This is a genomic window from Azospirillum melinis (assembly GCF_013340935.1).
Lineage (GTDB): Bacteria > Pseudomonadota > Alphaproteobacteria > Azospirillales > Azospirillaceae > Azospirillum > Azospirillum melinis.
This window is the reverse complement of record NZ_WHOS01000012.1, coordinates 127,382-148,147: the sequence shown is the minus strand read 5'-3', so window position 1 is coordinate 148,147 and position 20,766 is coordinate 127,382. Positions and strand designations below refer to the sequence as shown.

At 69.4% G+C, this 20,766-nt stretch carries 15 protein-coding genes; 12 read left to right on the top strand and 3 right to left on the bottom strand.

Going from position 1 to position 20,766, the window contains the following annotated elements; all coding sequences use genetic code 11:
- Positions 1-9: 9 nt before the first annotated feature.
- From GBZ48_RS11900 to btsR, 8 genes are all read left to right on the top strand, one after another.
- The gene (locus GBZ48_RS11900) at positions 10-3,243 is read left to right on the top strand and encodes a non-ribosomal peptide synthetase (protein WP_174471236.1); all 3,234 of its coding nucleotides are present in this window, start codon (positions 10-12) and stop codon (positions 3,241-3,243) included.
- Positions 3,240-4,889: a cyclic peptide export ABC transporter gene (locus GBZ48_RS11895; RefSeq protein WP_174471235.1), complete on the top strand. Its 1,650-nt coding sequence runs from the start codon at positions 3,240-3,242 to the stop codon at positions 4,887-4,889. The genes GBZ48_RS11900 and GBZ48_RS11895 overlap by 4 nt, the downstream gene beginning before the upstream one ends.
- 91 nt (positions 4,890-4,980) lie before the next feature.
- A complete protein-coding gene (locus GBZ48_RS36185; protein ID WP_246307145.1) occupies positions 4,981-6,084 on the top strand; it encodes a GNAT family N-acetyltransferase in 1,104 nt (367 codons plus the stop codon).
- Between the two features lie 3 nt (positions 6,085-6,087).
- Positions 6,088-7,431 carry a lysine N(6)-hydroxylase/L-ornithine N(5)-oxygenase family protein gene (locus tag GBZ48_RS11885; RefSeq protein WP_174471234.1) on the top strand — a complete coding sequence of 448 codons (1,344 nt, stop codon included), beginning with the start codon at positions 6,088-6,090 and terminating at the stop codon, positions 7,429-7,431.
- Between the two features lie 19 nt (positions 7,432-7,450).
- The gene (locus GBZ48_RS11880) at positions 7,451-9,691 is read left to right on the top strand and encodes a TonB-dependent siderophore receptor (protein WP_174471233.1); all 2,241 of its coding nucleotides are present in this window, start codon (positions 7,451-7,453) and stop codon (positions 9,689-9,691) included.
- Between the two features lie 163 nt (positions 9,692-9,854).
- Positions 9,855-10,658, top strand: coding sequence for a polysaccharide deacetylase family protein (locus GBZ48_RS11875; RefSeq protein ID WP_174471232.1), 804 nt, complete (start codon positions 9,855-9,857; stop codon positions 10,656-10,658).
- 131 nt (positions 10,659-10,789) lie between these two features.
- Positions 10,790-12,487 carry a sensor histidine kinase gene (locus GBZ48_RS11870; protein ID WP_174471231.1) on the top strand — a complete coding sequence of 566 codons (1,698 nt, stop codon included), beginning with the start codon at positions 10,790-10,792 and terminating at the stop codon, positions 12,485-12,487.
- Positions 12,488-12,510: 23 nt separating this feature from the next.
- Positions 12,511-13,227 (top strand): two-component system response regulator BtsR, encoded by a 717-nt coding sequence (gene btsR / locus GBZ48_RS11865; RefSeq protein ID WP_174471253.1) that lies wholly within the window; start codon positions 12,511-12,513, stop codon positions 13,225-13,227.
- Here the strand turns inward: btsR and GBZ48_RS11860 are convergent.
- Positions 13,202-13,975 carry an aspartate/glutamate racemase family protein gene (locus tag GBZ48_RS11860; protein ID WP_174471230.1) on the bottom strand — a complete coding sequence of 258 codons (774 nt, stop codon included), beginning with the start codon at positions 13,973-13,975 and terminating at the stop codon, positions 13,202-13,204. The two genes, btsR and GBZ48_RS11860, sit on opposite strands and share 26 nt — an antisense overlap.
- A 183-nt stretch (positions 13,976-14,158) precedes the next feature.
- Here GBZ48_RS11860 and GBZ48_RS11855 point away from each other — a divergent pair, with 183 nt between their 5' ends.
- Positions 14,159-15,124, top strand: coding sequence for a YihY/virulence factor BrkB family protein (locus tag GBZ48_RS11855; protein ID WP_174471229.1), 966 nt, complete (start codon positions 14,159-14,161; stop codon positions 15,122-15,124).
- Here the strand turns inward: GBZ48_RS11855 and GBZ48_RS11850 are convergent.
- On the bottom strand, positions 15,072-15,266 hold the full coding sequence (locus tag GBZ48_RS11850) for a YbdD/YjiX family protein (RefSeq protein WP_109446591.1): 195 nt from the start codon (positions 15,264-15,266) through the stop codon (positions 15,072-15,074). The two genes, GBZ48_RS11855 and GBZ48_RS11850, sit on opposite strands and share 53 nt — an antisense overlap.
- Positions 15,267-15,700: 434 nt before the next feature.
- Positions 15,701-16,597 (bottom strand): LysR substrate-binding domain-containing protein, encoded by an 897-nt coding sequence (locus GBZ48_RS11845; RefSeq protein WP_174471228.1) that lies wholly within the window; start codon positions 16,595-16,597, stop codon positions 15,701-15,703.
- Between the two features lie 149 nt (positions 16,598-16,746).
- Here GBZ48_RS11845 and GBZ48_RS11840 point away from each other — a divergent pair, with 149 nt between their 5' ends.
- From GBZ48_RS11840 to GBZ48_RS11830, 3 genes are all read left to right on the top strand, one after another.
- Positions 16,747-17,943: an MFS transporter gene (locus GBZ48_RS11840; protein ID WP_209798363.1), complete on the top strand. Its 1,197-nt coding sequence runs from the start codon at positions 16,747-16,749 to the stop codon at positions 17,941-17,943.
- 30 nt (positions 17,944-17,973) lie between these two features.
- Positions 17,974-18,735 carry an SDR family oxidoreductase gene (locus GBZ48_RS11835; protein ID WP_174471226.1) on the top strand — a complete coding sequence of 254 codons (762 nt, stop codon included), beginning with the start codon at positions 17,974-17,976 and terminating at the stop codon, positions 18,733-18,735.
- 158 nt (positions 18,736-18,893) lie between these two features.
- Positions 18,894-20,699, top strand: coding sequence for a carbon starvation CstA family protein (locus tag GBZ48_RS11830; protein WP_174471225.1), 1,806 nt, complete (start codon positions 18,894-18,896; stop codon positions 20,697-20,699).
- The last annotated feature ends 67 nt before the right edge of the window (positions 20,700-20,766 follow it).

Sequence of the window (20,766 nt, the reverse complement as noted above, 5' to 3'; positions counted from 1 at the left end):
GGCCTTGAGATGCTAGTAAGTCTTAATCGCGTTAGCCTCGATCAGGTCGAGCGGAGTGCGCCGCTGTCGCTGGCGCAGGAACGGCTCTGGCTGCTCCACCGGCTCGACCCGGGCGATGCCGCCTACAACCTGACCCGCGCCTTCCGTCTCGCCGGCGCCCTGGAGGCGGCGGCGCTGGAGCGGGCGCTGGAGGCGCTGGCCTGGCGTCATTCCATCCTGCGCACCCGCTTCGCGGAACGGGACGGCGGGCCGGTGCAGCTGGTGCTGTCCCGGCCCGCGGTTCGGCTGGAGTGGGAGGTGGGGGATCTGGACGAGGCGGGGCTGGCCGGGCGGATCCGGGCGGAGACGCAGCGGCCCTTCGACCTTGCCGCCGGGCCGCCGCTGCGCGCCACGCTGCTGACGCTGGCCGGTGGCGACGCGGTGCTGCTGCTGGCGATGCACCACATCCTGTCGGACGGCCCGTCCAACCCGATCCTGGCACGCGACCTGCTGGCCGCCTATGGCGCGGCGGTGGCCGATGAGGAGGCCGACCCGGCAACGCTGCTGCCGCCGCTGGCCCTGCACTATGCCGACCATGCGCTGGAACAGCGCGGCGCGGCGGCACAGGCGCGGATCGACCGTGCGGTGGAGCGGGCGCTCGCCCGGCTGGGCACCGATGTGCCGGCGATGGAACTGCCGACAGACCGGCCGCGCCCGGCGGTCCGCGGCAACGGCGGGGCACGGCTGGAGTTCGCGCTTCCCGCCGACATGGCGGCGGCCTTGCGGGCATTCTCGCGGGCGGAGGGCTGCACGCCCTTCGTGCCGCTGCTGGCGGCGTGGCAGGCGCTGCTCGGCCGCTGGTCGGGTCAGGGCGATTTCGCCGTCGGCGTGCCCGATGCCGGCCGCGCCGACGAGGCGCTGGAACCGCTGGTCGGATTCTTCGTCGAGACGCAGGTCTTTCGCGCCCGGCTGGCTCCCGACCTGACCGGCCGCGCCCTGTGCCGGCGGCTGCGCGGCGAGATGCTGGCGGCGCTGAACGATGGAGCCGCTCCGGTCGAACGGCTGCTGGAGCGGCTGGACCCGGTGCGCGACGGCAGCCGCACGCCGCTGTTCCAGACCCTGCTGAATGTGCGGATGGAGGCGCCGGCCGTCGTCCGCCTGCCCGGCCTGACGGTGACGGCGCTTCCAGTGCCGGAAACCACGGCGAAGCTCGACCTCGCGCTCGATGTGGCGGTGGGGGAGGCAGGCGTCGTTTGCGCGCTGGATTACGCCACCGACCTGTTCGACACCGCGACGGCGGAGCGGATGGCGGTGGGCTTCCGGGCGCTGCTGGGCGGGATGATGGCTGACCCGGAGAGGCTGCTGGCCGATTTGCCGCTGATGGCAGCGGCGGAGCGGGCGGATGAGGTGACGCGCTGGAACCGCACCGCCCTGCCGCTCAACCCGGCGGAGGATCTGGTGGCGATGGTGGAGCGGAAGGCCGCCGAACTGCCGGACTGCGTCGCGCTGGTCGCCGGGAATGCCGCGCTGACCTATGGCGCGCTGAACGCGCGGGCCAACCGGCTGGCGCGCTGGCTGGCGGAGCGTGGCGTCGGGCCGGACCGGCTGGTCGCGGTGGCGCTGCCGCGCGGGGCCGATCTTGTGGTTTCGCTGCTGGCGATCCAGAAAGCGGGCGGTGCTTACCTGCCGCTCGACCCCGACCAGCCGGCGGCGCGCAACGCCCATATCCTGGCCCATGCCGCCCCGGTGCTGCCGCTCGACGCGCCGCCGGAGGAGTTCGCGGTGGGGTTCGAGGCTTTGCCGGACGGCAACCTCGGGCGGCCGGCGCATCCGCGCCAGCTTGCCTACACGCTCTACACCTCCGGCTCGACCGGCGTGCCGAAGGGCGTGCAGATCGACCGGCAGGCCTTCGCCAGCTTCCTCCATGCCATGCAGAAGCAGATCGGTTTGACGGCCGACGACCGGCTGCTGGCGGTGACGACGCTGGGCTTCGACATCGCCGGGCTGGAGCTGTTCCTGCCGCTGGCGACCGGCGCCCGCGTGGTGCTGGCGACGCGGGAGGAGGCACGCGATCCCCAGGCGCTGGCCGGGCTGATTGAGCGGCACGGCGTCACCGCGATGCAGGCGACGCCCGCCACATGGCGGATGCTGCTGGAGGCCACCGCGGCGCACTGGACCGGCTTGCGCGCGCTCTGCGGCGGCGAGGCGCTGGGCGCCGAGCTGGCGCGGCGCCTGCTGGAGCGCGGGGTGCGGCTGCTGAACGTCTACGGTCCGACCGAGACGACGGTCTGGTCCGCCGCTTGGCCGGTGGAGGGCGTGGCGGACGTTGAAGCCACCATTCCCATCGGCCATGCCATCGCCAACAACCGCCTGCACATCCTGGACGGCCGGCTGGAGCCGGTGCCGCCCGGTGTCGTCGGCGATCTGTGGATCGGTGGGATCGGGCTGGCGCGCGGCTATGGCGGGCAGCCCGGCCTGACCGCGGCGAGCTTCCTGCCCAATCCCTTCCCGGACGACGAGGCGCCGGGCTGCGGGGCTGGCAGCCGTCTCTACCGCACCGGCGACCGCGCCCGGCGGCGCAACGACGGCGCCATCGAGTTTCTCAGCCGCCGCGACCATCAGATGAAGATCCGCGGCTTCCGCATCGAGGCCGGCGAGGTCGAGGCGGCCCTGGACAGCCATCCGCAGGTGCGCCAGTCGGTCGTGACCGCCCATGTCCCGGCTGGCGGAGAGGCGCTGCTCTGCGCCTATCTGGTGACGGCGGACGGCAGCGAGCCGGCCGACCTGCAGGCCCATCTGGCGGCGCGGCTGCCAGCTTACATGCTGCCGTCGGTCTGCGTCGTGCTGGACCGGCTGCCGCTGAACGCCAACGGCAAGGTCGACCGCAAGGCGCTGCCGACCCCGGACGCGCCCGCGCGGTCCACCGGCTTCGAACCGCCGGCGACCGACACCGAAATCCGGTTGGCTGTGCTGTGGGACGAGGTGCTGGAGCGCCGCGGGCCCGGCCTCACTCTGGGCGCCACCGACGACTTCTTCCGGCTGGGCGGCCATTCGCTGCGGCTTGTGCGGTTGCAGACCCGCATCCGCAGCGGGTTCGGCCACGACCTGCCGCTGGCCGATCTGTTCCGCGCACCGACACTGCGCGCCATGGCGGCGCTGATCGACGCGCAGGGCGTGCGCGACGAGGCCGACGACCTCGCCTTCATGGCCGGTCTGCTTGCCGACGTTGAAAAGGACAATGCCGGACAGGCGGGTGCGCCATGATGCTGCTGATCCCACTGCTGCGCCGTTTCCGCTGGCGCCTGCCGCTGGCGCTGGCGCTGGGGGCGGCCGGGTCGCTCGCCGGGCTGTCGGTGATCGCCCTGGTCAACCGGCTGATTGCCGGCACCGCCTCGCCCGACGCGCCGACCATGGCGCTGATCGCGCTGCTGCTGGCGGGAGTGTTCGGCTTCGGCTTCGCCGCACAGGCGATGCTGACGGCGCTCGGCCACCGGGTGGTGTGCGAGATGCGCACCGCGACGGTGAAACGCCTGCTCGACACCGATGTGGAGCGGCTGGAGGCCATCGGCGCGCCTGCGCTCTACGCCACGCTGACCAAGGACATCGCCGCGGTGGGCCAAGCCTTCAACCGGCTGCCCTTCATCTTCAGCAACGGCGTGCTGGTTCTGGGCGGCTTCCTCTATCTCGGCTGGCTGTCCTGGCAGCTGTTCCTGCTCAGCGCGGCCGCGGTCGGGCTGGGGGTGGCGGCGGCCTATGGCTGGGTGTCGGCGATGCGCCGGCTGATGATCGAGGTGCGCGAGACCGACGACCGCCTGTTCGCCGGTTATCGCGGCGCCGTGGAGGGTCGCAACGAGCTGGCGCTGAACACGGCGCGCAAGCGCGTCTTCCACCGCCATGACGTGACCGGGGCGGCGGAGCATGCCCGCGACACCGAAACCCGCGCCGACCGCTATTGGGTGCTCAGCCTCAGCTGGACGGCGCTGGTCATCCTCGGGCTGATCGCCGGCATCTTCGCGGCGGGCGAGGGGCTGGGGCTGCCGCGGGCGCACACCGCCGGCTTCGTGCTGGTGCTGATGTTCCTGCGCATGCCGCTGAACGATCTGGTCGGCACGCTGCCGATCCTGCTGTCCGGCTCGGTCGCCCTGGCGAAGGTCGAGGCGCTGCGGCTGGAGCCGCACCGGGCGGAGTTCGGTGGGGAACAGGCTGCGCCCGCAGCGCTGCCCACCCACGGCCCGCTGCTGAGCCTGTCCGGAATCGTCTACGACCATCCGGCCCAGGGCGACGAGCCCGGCTTCCATCTCGGCCCCGTCGACCTGACGGTGCGGGCGGGGGAGACGCTGTTCATCGTCGGCGGCAACGGCGGCGGCAAGTCCACCCTGCTGACCCTGCTGGCCGGCCTGCGCCGCCCGTCCTCCGGCAGCATCCGGCTGGCCGGGCTGGAGGTGACGGAGGAACGGCGCGGCTGGCACCGCGAGCAGGTCAGCGCCGTCTTCTCCACCCCGCACCTGTTCGACCGGCTGGTCGGCCCCGGCGGGCAACTGGACGAGGAATTGGCCCAGGCCTTCCTGCGCCGGCTGCGGCTGGACCGCAAGGTGACGCTGGACGGCGACCGGCTGTCCGACATCCGGCTGTCGCAGGGGCAGCGCAAGCGCCTCGCCCTGCTGGCGGCGGTGGTGGAGGAGCGGCCGATCCTGCTGCTCGATGAATGGGCGGCCGACCAGGACCCGGTGTTCCGCCGCTTCTTCTACGAGGAACTGCTGCCGGAACTGAAACGCGGCGGCCGGACCATCGTCGCCGTCAGCCATGACGACCGTTTCTTCCACCTCGCCGACCGGGTGCTGCGTTGCGACGCCGGGGTGCTGACGCCCTGGAGCGAGACACCGGCCCAACCGGTGCAGGCGGCGCAATGACCCCGAAAAGCCCAATCCCGAAAAGCCCGACCCCTTTCCCGAACGCTTTTCCGCCGCGCCCGCCGCGGTCGGACATGAGGAGGCGCCTGCGATGACCGCCCTTTCCGATACCCTGGCTGCCGATATGGCCGCATCCGGCGGCGCCCCGTACTCCTGCGCGTCCCCCTGCCGCGCGTTGGGCCGTCCTTTTTATTCTCAGTGGGACGGCGCGGAATTGACCGTGCGGCTGGACGGCGCGGTGCAGCAGCGCTGGCGCCTGACCGGCGAGGGGCCGTCCGCCGAACTGGCCCTGCTGCAGACCGCGGCGGAGGGCGAAGCCTGCCGTCTGGCCGCCCTCGCGGCGCTGGAGGCCGCCTTCGTCCGCGCCGACGATCCGGCCACCCTGCGGCTGATGGCGCCGGACGATCTGGCCGAGGCGCTGCGGCTGGACGGTATCGCGGACGACGATGCCGGCGGCAGGCTGCTGGCGTCGGCCGGCATGCTGTTCCAGCGCCCGGACCTGTGGCTGCTGGGGGCGGGGTCCGGCGGGTTTCCGCAGACGCATATGGTGTCGAACGGGCGCTACCACCCGCGCCGGCCGCCGAAGCCGAAGGGCCTGCTCTATGCCCGCCACATCCCGTGGCTGGAGCAGACGCTGTCCTTCCGCGTCGCCGACATCGGCGAGGATCTGGAGCGCTTCCACCGCTGGCAGAACGACCCGCGCGTCGCCGTCTTCTGGCAGGAGGAGGGCGATCTCGCCAAGCACCGCGCCTATCTGGAGGCGCAGCTGTCCGACCCCCACACCATGCCGCTGATCGCCAGCCTGGACGGCGTGCCCTTCGGCTATTTCGAGGTCTATTGGGCCAAGGAGAACCGGATCGGCGCCTTCTACGACGCGCAGGATCACGACCGCGGCTGGCATGTGCTGATCGGCGAGGAGCATGTGCGCGGGCGCGCCTATGTCAGCGCCTGGCTGCCGTCGCTGGTGCATTTCATGTTCCTCGACGATTCCCGCACCCAGCGCATCGTCGGCGAGCCGCGCGCCGACCATCACCAGCAGATCCGCAACCTCGACCGCTCCGGCTTCGCCAAGGTCAAGGAGTTCGACTTCCCCCACAAGCGGGCGATGCTGGTGATGCTGCTGCGCGAGCGCTACTTCGCCGACCGGCTGTGGGTGCCGCGTGCCGATCCGGTCACCGGTAAGCAGGGGGCCTGAGCGATGCACGGCATCCCTTCGCTGATCGGCGACAACGGCCGGGTTCTGGATCTTGCCGGCGTCGGGTTCGGCCCGTCGAACCTCGCACTGGCGGTGGCGCTGCGCGAGGCGGATGCCGGGCTTGCCGTACGCTTCCTGGAGAAGCGCGACCGCTTCGTCTGGCACGGCAACATGCTGCTGGACGGCAGCCGGATGCAGATCTCCTTCCTGAAGGATCTGGTGTCGCTGCGCGACCCGACCAGCCGCTACAGCTTCCTCAACTACCTGCACCGTCAGGGGCGCTTGCAGGACTTCATCAATCTGCGGACCTTCTATCCCAGCCGGCGCGAGTTCAACGACTACCTGTCCTGGGTGGCGTCGGACTTCGACGGGCTGTGCGACTATGGGATGGACGTGGTCGCCGTCGAGCCGGTGCGGGTCGGCGATGCCGTGCCGCATGTCCGCATCCGCGCCCGCGATGCGGAGGGCCGCGAGCGCAGCCTGCTCGCCCGCAATCTGGTGATCGGCGCCGGGGCGACGCCGCTGGTGCCGGACGTCTTCGACGGGCTGGTGCGCAAGGGCACCGGCAAGGCGTCGAGCGGACCGCTGGTCATCCATTCCAACGATTATCTGGCCGCGGCCGGGGAACTCGCGCGGGCCGGCCGGGTCGCGGTGGTCGGGCTGGGCCAGAGTGCGGCGGAAATCTTCCTCGACCTGCATGCCCGCGGCGTGGATGTCGACATCGTCGCCCGCGGACCGGCGATGCGCCCGGCCGACAGCAGCCCCTTCGCCAATCAGGTCTTCGACGCCGACTATACCGGCTATCTCTACGGCCTTCCCCCGGCCGAGCGTGCCGACCTGCTGCGTGCCTTCCACAACACCAACTACGCGGTGGTCGATCCCGACCTGATCGACGCCATCTACGCCATCTTCTACCAGCAGAAGGTCGAGGCGACCGACCGCCACGGCCTGCTGACCCGCCACGAGGTGGTGGCGGCGCGGGCCGACGCCGCGGCGGGCGGCCTGCTGCTCGACCTCGCCGGCCTGGATGGCGGGGAATTGCGGCAGCGGCGCTATGGCGCCGTAGTGCTCGCCACCGGCTACCGCCGCCGCATCCATGAAGAGCTTCTGCGACCGATGGAACCCTGGCTGACCGGCGGGGAGGTGGGGCGCGACTATCGCCTGCCGACTGTCCCCGGCTGCACCGCCGGCCTGTATCTGCAGGGCTGCTGCGAGGCGACGCACGGCCTCAGCGACACCCTGCTCTCCATCCTGCCGATCCGCGCGCAGGAAATCGCCGTGGCCCTGACCGGGGGGACCGGCTGGGGCCGCGGCCAACAAATCCGTGAATTGACATCAGCACAGTGACGAATGGGGGATCATCGGAATGACGATTAACGGGCAGCCCGGACGCCTTGGGAGACAGAACAGGGGGCGCGTCCGCCTGCTGGCGTCGGTTGCGGCGGCAGCCCTGCTGCTGCCGGCCCTGGCCTTGGCGCAGGCGACGAAGAACACGGGAGACGCCGCCGCCTCGGGGACGACGTCGTCCGGGGCGATGACGTCCGGGGCGATGACCCTGCCGACCATCGACGTCGGCGCCGACCGCCAGCGCGACGCCAACCCGCCGACCACAATCGGCTCCAAGCTGCCGCTTGCCCCGCGCGAGGTGCCGCAGACCGTCACCACGGTGCCGCGCGAGCGCATCGAGGAGCAGAAGCTCATCACGCTCGAAGACGCGATGAAGCAGACGCCGGGCGTCACGGTGGAGCCGATCGACGGCAACCGCCTGCAATTCTATTCGCGCGGCTTCGAGATGACGAACCTGCAGTTCGACGGCGTGCCGACCACGCTGGACAGCCGCATCTTCGCCTCGCCCGATCTGGCGATGTATGAGCGGGTGGAGGTGCTGAAGGGACCGGCGGGGCTGCTGAACGGCATGGGCGGCCCCGGCGGCGCCATCAATCTGGTCCGCAAGACGCCGAAGAAGACGCTGGAAGGCTATGGCGAGCTGACCGCCGGCTCCTATGCCAACTACCGCGGCGAAGGCGACATCACCGGTCCGCTGAACCAGTCCGGCAGCCTGCGCGGACGCTTCGTCGGCGCCTATCAGGACCGCAACGGCTTCCAGGACTGGACCGAGCAGGACCGGGCGGTCGCCTATGGCAGCATCGCCGCCGACCTGACGCCCGACACCACCCTGACCGCCGGCGCCTGGTACCAGCGCATGAGCTACAAGGGTGCCTGGAACCTGCCGGGCTATGCCACGGTGGTGAACGGACAGCCGCAGTTCCGGCTGCTCGACGTCGACCGCTCGACCTCGCTGGGCGAGGAATGGAACCGCGACATCTTCACCACCAAGGGCGGCTTCGCCGATCTGGAGCACCGGTTCGACAATGGATGGGCGGTGAAGCTCGCCACCCATTATATCGACAATGAGATGGACCGGAAGATGGCCTATGCCTACTCCCCGGTCACGCCCGGGGTGAACCGGACGACGCTCTACGCCCAGAAACTCCGCTACGACCAGGACCAGATCGGCGCCGACCTGTCGGCCAGCGGCAATTTCGGGCTGTTCGGCCAGACCCACGAGGCGGCGGTCGGCGCCAATTACGAACGCTGGACCTTCCGCCACCGCGCGGCCAACCCGGTCGGCAGCTGGTCGGTGACGCAGAACATCTTCGCCCCCAACGCCTCGGCCCCCGAGCCGGCCTGGCGCAACTGGCAGCGGGACACCAAGACCACCACCGACAGCTGGGGCACCTACGGCGTCCTGCGCCTGAAGCTGGCCGATCCGCTGAAGCTGATCGTCGGCGGGCGGATGAACTGGTGGCAGACCAAGGTCGATGCCGACGCGCTGGCCGGCACCGCGGAGAGCAGCGCGTCCGTCCGCGGCAAGGTCACGCCCTATGCCGGCCTCGTCTATGAGGTGAACTCCACCTACGCGCTCTACACCAGCGTGACACAGATGTACCAGCCGCAATCCTTCGTCGATGCGTCGGGCAAGGTGCTGGAGCCGTTGAAGGGCCGGCAGTACGAGGCCGGCGTCAAGGCCGACTACTTCGGCGGACGCCTGCACGCCACCGCCTCAGTCTTCCACATCGAGGAGGAGAACCGGCCGCAGGCCGATCCGCGCTATCCCAACCAGTCGATCTACATCTCCGGCGGCAAGGCGCAGAGCCGCGGCTTCGAGCTGGACGTCTCCGGCGAGATCCTGCCGGGTTGGGACGCCTACGCCGGCTACACCTTCACCCGCGCCAAGAGCCTGGACAGCAGCGCCAACTCCGGCAGCGCCTTCACCGCCATCGCGCCGATGCACCAGTTCAAGCTGTGGACCAACTACCGCTTGCCCGAGAGCATCGACGACCGGCTGAGCGTCGGCGGCGGCGTCACCGCCCAGACCTCGATGTACAACGAGTTCCCGTCGCTGGGTGGCGCCCGCCTGACCCAGGGCGGCTATGCGACGGTGGACGCCCGCGTCGCCTATGACGTGACCGAGAAGGTGACGGCGGCGGTGAACGTCAAGAACCTGTTCGACCGCACCTATTACCAGCGCATCAACAACGTGCAGTCGGGCAACATCTATGGCGAGCCGCGCACCGTGCTGCTGACCCTGCGGGCCAAGCTGTAACGGCGGCTGTGCGGGGGTGGGGACCGGTCGGTCTCTCCCCCCGCAAGTCCCCAAGAAATCGCTTGTCCATCGCGGTGGGTGGGCGCAAAGCTCAGGTCTTCCGCCGGCCCTACCCCTTTCGAAGGAAGGGGCCGGCTCCGACCTTTTCCCAAGTGCCACCGCGATGATGACCCTGTTCCGCCGTGCCGTCCTGCCGTTCGGGCTGGCGGCAGCCCTGCTGTGCCTGCCTGCCTCGGCCATGTCCGGCCAGCGCAGCTATGCCGCTACCCATGGGGCGGCCCCCTTCGTGACCCAGCATCTGATCCCCGGATCGGACCTCGACCTCGCCCAGGTCGATCTGACACTGCCATCGGCCCGGGTGGTGGCGCTGACCATCGACGACGGGCCGGACGGGCATGACCCGCACATCCTCGACATCCTGCGGGCGCATGGGGCGAAGGCGACCTTCTTCTACATCGGCACCAAGATTCCGGAGCATCACGACATCGCCAGGATGGTCGCCACCTCCGGCAACGAGGTCGGCAGCCACACCCAGACCCATCCGATGACCACCGACCTGAAGCCGGCCGAGCGCGAGTGGAACCTGGCGCAGGCGGAAAAGGCGCTGGCGTCGGTCGGGGTGACGGCGACATGGTTCCGGCCGCCCTATGGCGATGTGGACGATGCGCTGGCCGCACTGGCGCGCCGGCACGGCATGGCGACGGTGCTGTGGACCGCTGACAGCCAGGACTGGAAGGACACCGGTCCCGACATCATCCGCCACCGCATCGTCGAGCGGCTGGCGCCCGGTGCCGTCGTGCTGATGCACAGCACCAAGGCGGCGACCGTCGCGGCGCTGCCGGCGATCCTGGAGGAAGGGGAGAGGCGGGGCCTGCGCTTCGTCACCATGAGCGACTGGGACGCGGCGATGCGGCAGTCGGTGACCCCGGAACTGGCCCTGCTGCACCCGGCTCCGCGGCGGCGGTGAATGCCCGCGGCGGGGGTAGGGATGCAAGGATGTCCCATCGGCGGGGACGCCCCGCCGGTGTAGGATGGCGCGGATAAGGCCGCCCCACGCCAAAGGAGCCTCCTCCTGCGGCCGCTGCCGGGAAAACCGCCATGCCTGTCGAACCCTTCACCCTGGTCCTCTCGCTGCTTCAGCAGATGTGCGTCTATCTGGTGATCGCCTATCTGCTGAGCCGCACGCCGCTGTTCCTGCCCTTGACCCATGTGACGGTGCGCTGGCCGCACAAGCTGGCCTGCTACGTGATCTTCTCGATCTTCTGCATCATGGGCACCTATTTCGGCCTGCACATCGACGACAGCATCGCCAACACCCGCGCCATCGGGGCGGTGCTGGGCGGCATCTTCGGCGGGCCGTCGGTGGGGCTGGCGGTCGGGCTGACCGGCGGGCTGCACCGCTATTCGCTGGGCGGCATGTCGGCGCTGGCCTGCGCCATCTCCACCATGGCGGAGGGGCTGATCGGCGGGCTGGTCCACCGCCACATGGTGCGCCAGGGCCGGATCGAGCCGCTGTTCAACCCGCTGCGCGTCGGCGCCGTCACTTTCGTGGCGGAGGTGGTGCAGATGCTGATCATCCTGGCGGTCGCCCGGCCGTTTGAGGCGGCGATGCATCTGGTGGAGGTGGTGGCGGCCCCGATGATCGTCGCCAACACCCTGGGGGCGGCGCTGTTCATGCGCATCCTGCTGGAGCGCCGGGTGCTGGATGAGAAGCAGTCCAGCGCCTTTTCCGCCAAGGCGCTGAAGATCGCCGCGCGCTGCGACGGCGTGCTGCGCGGCGGCTTCAACAGCGAGAACAGCACCCGCGTCGCCCGCATCATCTATGAGGAGACCGGCGTCGGTGCCGTCGCCATCACCGACCGGGAAAAGCTGCTGGCCTTCATCGGCATGGGCGACGACCACCATCTGCCGGGCACGCCGATCAGCTCACCGCAGACCCATCAGGCCATCGCCAGCAACCAGGTCATCTATGCCGACGGCAACGAGGTGGCCTATCGCTGCTCGATCAGCCCGGCCTGCCGGCTGGGGGCGGCGCTGGTGATCCCGCTGGTGGGGGAGGATGGCGGGGTGATTGGCACCATCAAGCTGTATGAGCCGAAGACCAAGATCTTCTCCACCATCAACCGCACGCTGGGCGAGGGCGTGGCCCGCCTGCTGTCCAACCAGATCCTGGCCGGCCGCTACGAGCAGCAGAAGGCGCTGCTGGCGCAGTCGGAGATCAAGCTGCTGCATGCGCAGGTGAACCCGCATTTCCTGTTCAATGCGCTCAACACCATCTCCGCCGTCATCCGCAACGATCCGGAGCGGGCGCGGCAACTGGTGCAGAACCTGTCGACCTTCTTCCGCAAGAACCTGAAGCGCCCCAGCCAGATGGCGACGCTGGCCGACGAGGTCGAGCATGTCAGCGCCTATCTCCAGATCGAGCTGGCCCGCTTCACCGGACGGCTGGCGGTGGAGATCGAGGTGCCGGACGATCTGCGCCACGCCCGGCTGCCGGCCTTCTCGCTCCAGCCGCTGGTGGAGAACGCGATCAAGCACGGCACGGCGCAGCTTCTCGGCGACGGCCGGGTGCGCATCGCGGCGCGGCGGGAGGGCGGCGACCTGCTGCTGGCGGTGGAGGACAATGCCGGGCTTTTCGAGGCGAAGCCGGGCGGCGACGGGCTGGGAATGACCATCGTCGACCGCCGCATCCGCAACCGCTACGGTGAGGCGTACGGCGTCTCGGTCGCCTGCGAACCCGATGCCTTCACACGTGTCACCCTGCGCCTGCCCCTTGAGGAAACCGTGCCCGCATGACGGCCTCCGCAATGCCCGCTGCCATGACTGTCCTGATCGTCGATGACGAGCCGCTGGCGCGGGAGGAACTGCGCCGCCTGCTGGAGGAGGCGGCCGACATCGGCATCGTCGGCGAATGCGCCAATGCCATCGAGGCCATCGGCGCCATCAACCGGCAGGCGCCCGACGTGGTCTTCCTCGACATCCAGATGCCGCGGGTCAGCGGGCTGGAGATGCTGAGCATGCTCGATCCCGAGCGGATGCCGCGCATCGTCTTCCTGACCGCGCACGACGAATATGCCGTCCAGGCCTTCGAGGAGCACGCCTTCGACTATCTGCTGAAGCCGGCCGATCCGGCGCGGCTGGCGAAGACCCTGCAGCGGCTGCGCCGCCAGCATGCGCCGCAGGAGCTGTCGGTCCTGCCGGGGGCGGCGGAGCTGCGCCACATCCCCTGCACCGGGGTCAACCGCATCACCCTGATGAAGCTGGCCGACGTCGAGTATGTCGTCTCCCGCCCTGCCGGCGTCTATGTGGTGGGGGAGGACGGGCAGGAGCGCTTCACCGAGCTGACGCTCCACACCATCCAGGAGAAGAGCCCGCTGTTCCGCTGCCACCGCCAGCATCTGGTCAATCCGGACCGCATCCGGGAAATCCGCTTTGTCGATGGCGGGCTGGCGGAAATCCAGACCACCGGCGGCCATGCGGTTCCGGTCAGCAGGCGCTTCCTGGGTGCGCTCAAGGAGCGGCTGGGGATGGGGTGAAGCCGGCGATGGCGAGATCCACCGCCGCGTCGGCATGGATGGCGGTGGTGTCGAACAGCGGGACGGCGCTGTCCTCCGGCTTCACCAGCAGCATGATCTCGGTGCAGCCGAGGATGACCGCCTCCGCGCCGCGCTCGACCAGCCGGGCGATCACCTCGCGGTAGGCCTGGCGGGAGGCCGCCTCGACCCGGCCCTGGACCAGCTCCTCGTAGATGATGCGGTGGACGGTGGCGCGGTCGGCCTCGTCGGGGATCAGAACCTCCAGCCCGTGGCGGTCGGCCAGCCGGCCCTTGTAAAAGTCCTGCTCCATGGTGAAGGCGGTGCCGAGCAGCCCGACGCGGCGGTGGCCGGATGCTCGGATGCGCTCGGCCGTGGGGTCGGCGATGTGCAGCAGCGGGATGGCGACGGCGGCCTGCACCTCGGCGGCCATGCGGTGCATGGTGTTGGTGCAGATCAGCAGGAAGTCGGCGCCGCCGCGTTCCAGCCGGCGGGCGGCGTCGATCATCAGGGCGGTGGCGTCGTCCCAGCGGCCGGCATGCTGCAACGCCTCGACCTCCGCAAAGTCGAAGGACCACATCAGGCAGCGGGCCGAGCGCAGCCCGCCCAGCCGGTCGCGGACGCCCTCGTTGACGATGCGGTAATACTCGGCGGAGCTTTCCCAGCTCATGCCCCCGATCAGGCCGATCACCTTCTGCGACACCGGGCGGGTCTCCTGTCCTGGCTTCGGATGGAACGTTTGGAACAGCATGAAACAGGTTTCGGCCTGCTGTTCACCTGTTCAACGGCCGCTCGCCGCTGACTCTTCCTTCCTATCATGGGGAGCCGTGGGGCGGGTAGGCCGCGATGAAACGGGCGCCTTGAGCCTCCGGCCATGACCGAATGGCCGCTGCCGGTGTTACCGGGGGGAGACTGTGCGGGACGGGAGGGGGCGATGGGCAGGGTGCGAAGGGGATGGGCGATCGTCGTCGATGCGGCCTATGGCTGGATGAACGACGACGCGATGAGCATGGCGGCCTCCATCGCCTTCTACACCATCTTCTCGCTGGCGCCGCTGGCGATCCTGGTGATCGCGCTGGCCGGGCTGGTGTTCGGCGACGAGGCGGCGCGCGGCGCGCTGGTCGATCAGCTGACGGCGCTGGTCGGGCACGATGCCGGCCAGACCCTGCAGGACCTGATCGCGCGGGCCGGCGCCAAGGAGACCGGCATCGTCGCCAGCCTCATCGGCATCGGCACCATCCTGGTCGGCGCCACCACGGTCTTCGTCGAGCTTCAGGCCGGGCTGAACCGCATCTGGCGGGTGGCGGCACCCCAGGAATCGACCATCACCTGGCTGGTGCGGGTGCGGCTGAAGGCGCTGGCGCTGATCGGCGCCATCGGCTTCCTGCTGATCGTCTCGCTGGTGGTCAGCGCCGGTCTGGCGGCGGCCGGCCGCTGGGCCTCGGCCTATCTGCCGGCGATGCCCTCGCTGCTGTGGCTGTTCGACGTGCTAGTGTCCTGGACGGTGCTGACCGGCCTGTTCGCCCTGATCTACCGCATCCTGCCCGACACCTACATCCGCTGGGCCGACGTCTGGCTGGGGGCGGCGGTGAATGCCTTCCTGTTCGCGGTGGGCAAGTTCATGATCGGCTTCTACATCGCCACCAGCGGCGTGGTGACGGTCTATGGCGCGGCCGGCTCCTTCGTGCTGATCCTGCTGTGGGTCTATTATTCCGCGGTCATCTTCCTGTTCGGGGCGGAACTGACCCGCGCCTATTCGGAGCGCAGCGGCAGCCGGGCGCGGCTGCCCGGACTGAACCCCGAGGCCGGTCACGGCCCCAGCCCCGGCCCCGGTGCGGGGGAGCAGGCTAACGTCCGCAGCAGCCGCGTCCCAGCGTCATCAGGATCTGCCGTGCCTTGAAGGAGCGGGGATCGAGCGGCGGCTCGTCCGGGGCGAGGCGGGCCTGGGCCTCGCGGTAGCGGTCGTAGCTGTCGTCGTTGAACAGGCGGCGCAGGTTGGCAAGCGCCTTGCGCAGGGGGGTGCGGGGGCAGGTGTCGGTCATCGGAGATCTCTGGCGAAAGCCGGCGCGGCGTTGTGGGACGTCCCACCCTAGCGCCGTTGCGGCAAGCGCCGGGCCGCTTTCCGGCGAGCGGCGCCCTGGCGGCGCGAGCGGCGCAATCGGGGGCTCGAGCGGTTTTGGGGCCATGCCGCCGACCCGGATTGTGCAGGCGATTTTCTTTGGACAATTGATCCGTCGAAGCCAAGCACGTCCCTTATCGACCGTCATCCCCGCGGAGGCGGGGATCCAGTGTTTTCCGAGCAGAACCAATGGATAAGCCTGGATCCTCGCCTACGCGGGGATGACGCCGAAAGAGGTGCTGGCCCGTTGGGAATGGGCAGGATCCTGAAAGTCAGCGCTCATCCGCCTTCGCGGGGATGACGGACGTGCCTTGCATGGAAATTTCGATTCCAAATGCGCTAGCCCTGTCCGGCCCGTCACACCGGTCCCTGCGCCTCTCCGACCAGCCAGTCGACGAAGCCGGCGACCAGTTTCCCCGCATCGGCCTGGGGTGGAACCAGCGCCACGTACCCCGTCCTCGGAACACGGATGTCGGGCAGCGGCGTCATCAGCCGTCCATTGGCGATGTCGATGTCCAGCATCGGCAGTGGGCCGATCCCGATGCCGAGCCCGTCCTCCACCGCCTGACGGGTGACGAAGAAGTGATCGAAGATCTGGCGGGGATGCCCGGCCAGATGCTGGAGCCCCGCCGCATCGAGCCAGCCGGTCCAATCGCCCGGACGGGTTTCGCTTGCCAGCAGCGTGTGGCCCTCGATGTCGGCGGGCTTGCGGATCGGCCGTTGCGCGAACAGCGCCGGGCTCATGATCAGCGTGTCCACATCGTCCAGCACCGGAACGACGCGGTGCTGGGGCCACACATGCTCCCTTGCCACGCCGCGCCGGATCGCCACGTCGACGCCGCCGCGCAATTCCTCCAGCACGGTCGAAACCGTCGTGACCGCCACCTCGACCTGCGGATGGCCGGCGTGGTAGCGGCCGAGCCGCGGGATCAGCCAGCGCATGGCGAAGCTGGTCGGGGCGCTGACCCGCAGGATGCGGCGGGCATCGGGCCGGCCGCAGGCTTCCGCCGCGACGGCCAGCCGGTCGAAGGACAGCCCGACCTCGGACGCGAAGATCCGCGCCATCGGCGTCGCCACCATGCGGCGCCCCTCCCTGGTGAACAGCCTCTGCCCGAGCCAGCTTTCCAGCGCGGCGATCTGCCGGCTCACCGCACCGTGGGTGAGGCCGAGTTCGGCCCCGGCCTCGGCATAGCTGCCGGTCCGGGCCGCGACCTCGAAGATGCGCAGGGCGTTCAGGGGAGGAAGGCGGCGCATGAGCGATCCTTTGGGGCAAACCCGTGAGGAAAACGAACGCTATCCGTGATTCAAACCATACTAGTCGATGAAACATCACGGGTATACCCTGCCTGCCCATTCAGATCAGCCGGGCAATGGCTGTGGCGCCGCCGGGAAAGCCAATGAAGATGAATCCGAGACAGTGGTGGACGGAGAAGAAGAAAAGCCTGACGGGTGCGTGTCTTGCCCATGCGGTGCATGACGGGTACACCGACGCCCTCTATGTCTTCCTGCCGGTGTGGCAGGCGCAGTTCGGCCTGTCCTATGCGATGCTTGCCGTCATCCGCGCCCTTTATTCCGGAACGATGGGAGGACTGCAAATCCCGGCCGACCGCGCTCTTCGTGGTCTGTCGCCGCGGGCGTCGCTGATCCTGTCGACCATCCTGGCGGCGGCGGGCCTGCTGATCATGGCGTTGCCGTTCGGCCTGCCGGGCCTGTGCGTCGGCCTTGTCCTGGCTGGCATCGGATCGAGCATCCAGCACCCCTGCGGCTCGATGCTCGTCACCGTCAGCTACGGCGCTGCATCGCGCCATCCGCTCGGCATCTACAACTTCTCAGGCGATCTCGGGAAGGCGGCACTGCCGGCGCTGGTCGCGGTGCTGCTGCCGACCGTCGGCTGGCAGCCGGTGCTGGGGCTGATGGCGGCCATCGGGATCGTCCTGTCGGCCGCCCTGCTGCCGCTGTTGCCGGCGACCCCCATCGTCCGGGCCGCCAAGACGGCGGCGGCGGGCCGCGGCCGTGGCGGCTTCGGCATCCTGACGGCGATCGGCGCGCTCGATACCGCCACCCGCATGGGCTATCTGCTCTTCCTGCCCTTCCTCATCCATGGCCAGGGCGGGGATTCGGCGACGGTCGGGCTGGCGCTGGCCCTGCTGTTCATCGGCGGCGCTCTGGGAAAGGCGACATGCAGCCTGCTCGGGGAGCGGCTGGGGGTGGTCGGCAGCGTCATGGCGACCGAAGCCGCCACGGCCGTGCTGATCGCGGCGACTCTGCTCACCTCGCTGACGCCGACCCTCATCCTGCTGCCGCTGCTCGGCATCGTGCTCAACGGCACCTCCTCGGTGCTCTACGGCACCGTGCCGGAGCTGTCCAACGGCGACACCGGCCGGGCCTTCGCGGTCTTCTACACCAGCGTCATCGGCTCCGGCGGGCTTGCCCCGATCCTCTACGGCGCCATCGCCGACCACAGCAGCCAGACGACCGGCGTGCTGGCCTCGGCGGCGACCGCCGCCCTGATCGTTCCGCTCGTCCTGATGCTGAGGCCGTATCTGAACGCTTCCGCCGCGGCACCGCATGGCGAGTCCGGCCTGCCGCGTTCCGCCTGACCGCTCCACCGCCATAAGGAGAACCTTTCGATGACCACAGTTTCCCAGGCGCCGCTGATCCTGATAACGGGTGGCGGGCGTGGCATGGGGGCTGCGACCGCGAGGCTCGCCGCTGCCCAGGGCTACGATGTCGCGATCAGCTTCGTTTCCGACGAGGCCGCTGCCCATGCCGTGGTGGCGGATGTCGAAGCCCTGGGGCGCCGGGCCTTGGCGGTGCGCGCCGACAGTGCCGAACCGGCGCAGGTCGCCGCACTGTTCGAGGCAATCGACCGCGAGTTCGGCCGGATCGACGTTCTGGTCAACAACGCCGCGGTGCTGGCGCGGCAGTGCCGGACCGAGGATCTCGGCTTCGAGCGGATGCAGCGCATCTTCGCCGTCAACGCCATCGGCCCGATCCTCTGCGCGCAGCAGGCGGCCAAGCGCATGTCGCATCGCCACAACGGGCGGGGCGGCGCGATCGTCAACATCTCGTCGGCATCGGCCCGGCTCGGCAGCCCGAACGAGTATGTCGACTATGCCGCCTCCAAGGGTGCCTTGGAGACCTTCACCATCGGCTTCTCCAAGGAGGTCGCGCGCGACGGCATCCGCGTCAACTGTATCCGCCCCGGCCACATCTACACCGACATGCATGCCAGCGGCGGGGAGCCGGGGCGGGTGGACCGCGTCAAGGACTCGATCCCGATGGGACGGGGCGGCCAGCCCGAGGAGGTCGCGCGGGCGATCCTGTGGCTGGCTGGCCCCGAAGCCTCCTTCATCACCGGCACCTTCCTGGACGTCACCGGCGGCAAGTGAGCATAAGCGGGGCGGCAGCCGGCGGGACATTCGGGCGCCGCCGCTCGCCCCCTGCCGGCTGCCGCTCGGCACGTCCCGGCTGCCGCTCGCGGCATTCCACCACACGGCACTTCGCGGCGGGATTACACCGGCGGCATATCCCTTTCAGGAGAGCCGTCATGGATCACGCCCTAACATTTGTGATCGCGACACTCTGCATTCTTGCGCTCTGCTACCGCTTCTACGGCGTGTTCTTCGTGCGCAAGGTTCTCCGTGCCGACGATTCGGAAGTCACCCCGTCCCACATCCTGGCGGACGGCAAGAACTATGTGCCCACCAAGAAATGGGTGAATGCCGGCCAGCATTTCGCCGCCATCGCCGCCGCCGGCCCGCTGGTCGGTCCGGTGCTGGCCGCCCAGTTCGGCTATCTGCCGAGCTTCCTGTGGCTGCTGATCGGCTGCGTCATCGGCGGCGCGGTGCATGACACCGTCGTGCTGTTCGCCTCGATGAAGCACAAGGGACAGTCGCTGTCCGAAGTCGCCAAGGCCGAACTCGGCCCGGTGGCCGGCTGGTGCACCGGTCTGGCGATGCTGTTCATCATCACCATCACCATGGCCGGCCTGTCGATGGTCGTCGTCCATGCGCTGGAACGCAACGCCTGGGGCGCCTTCGCGGTGTTCATGACGATCCCCATCGCCATCGCGCTCGGCCTGTACGAGAAGGTCACCGGCTCGTCCAAGGGCGCCACCCAGGTCGGCATCGCCGCCATCGCCGCCTCGGTCTTCGCCGGCCCCTACATCCAGGGCACGCTGCTGGGCGAGTGGCTGACGCTGCATGCCGAAACGGTCGCCGTCATCCTGCCCATCTACGCCTTCTTCGCCACCGCCCTGCCGGTGTGGCTGCTGCTGACCCCGCGCGGCTACCTGTCCAGCTTCATGAAGGTCGGCGTGTTCGGCGCGCTGGTCGTCGGCGTTGTCTTCATCAACCCGGAAATCCGCTTCCCCGCCCTGACCGACTTCATCCATGGCGGCGGCCCGGTGCTGAACGGCCCGGTCTGGCCCTTCATCTCAATCACCATCGCCTGCGGCGCCATCTCCGGCTTCCATGCCTTCATCGGGTCGGGCACCACGCCCAAGCTGATCGACAAGTGGAGCGACATCCGTCCGGTGGCCTTCGGCGGCATGCTGGCGGAATGCCTGGTCGGCGTCATGGCGCTGATCGCCGCCACCGCTCTGCACCCGGCCGATTACTTCGCCATCAACTCCGCTCCGGCCGCCTTCAAGGCCCTGGGCATGAGCGTGGTGGACCTGCCGCGGCTGAGCCAGGACATCGGCCTCGACCTCTACGGCCGGACCGGCGGTGCGGTGACGCTCGCGGTCGGCATGACCGAAATCTTCACCCGCGTGCCGTGGTTCAACAGCCTCGCCTCCTACTTCTTCCAGTTCGTCGTGATGTTCGAGGCGGTGTTCATCCTGACCGCCGTGGACAGCGGCACCCGCGTCGCCCGTTACCTGATCCAGGACCTGCTGGGCGACGTCTATGCCCCGATGAAGCGGTTGGACTGGGTCCCCGGTTCGATCATCGCCAGCGTCATCGCCTGCGTGGCCTGGGGGTATCTGCTGACGTCGGGCGACATCAACTCGGTCTGGGCCCTGTTCGGCGTGTCGAACCAGCTGATGGCCTCGGTCGGCCTGATCATCGGTGCCACCATCATCCTGCGGCTGGCCCAGAAGCGGATCTACATGCTGACCTGCCTGGTCCCGCTGGCCTACCTGTTCGTCACGGTGAACGTCGCCGGCTACTGGATGATCGCCAACGTCTATCTGAACAAGGCCGCCAAGGGCTACAACCCCTTCAACGCCGGCATCTCGATCATCATGCTGGTGCTGGGCTTCATCATCCTGATCGCCGCCTTCCGCAAGTGGAAGGAACTGCTCCAGGCCCGCGCCATCGAGGTTCCGATGGTCGCCACCCCGGCCGAATGACGGTTCAGGTGTCATAGAAATGCGAACGGGCCCTGTGGAGTGTTCCACAGGGCCCGTTCGCTTTTGT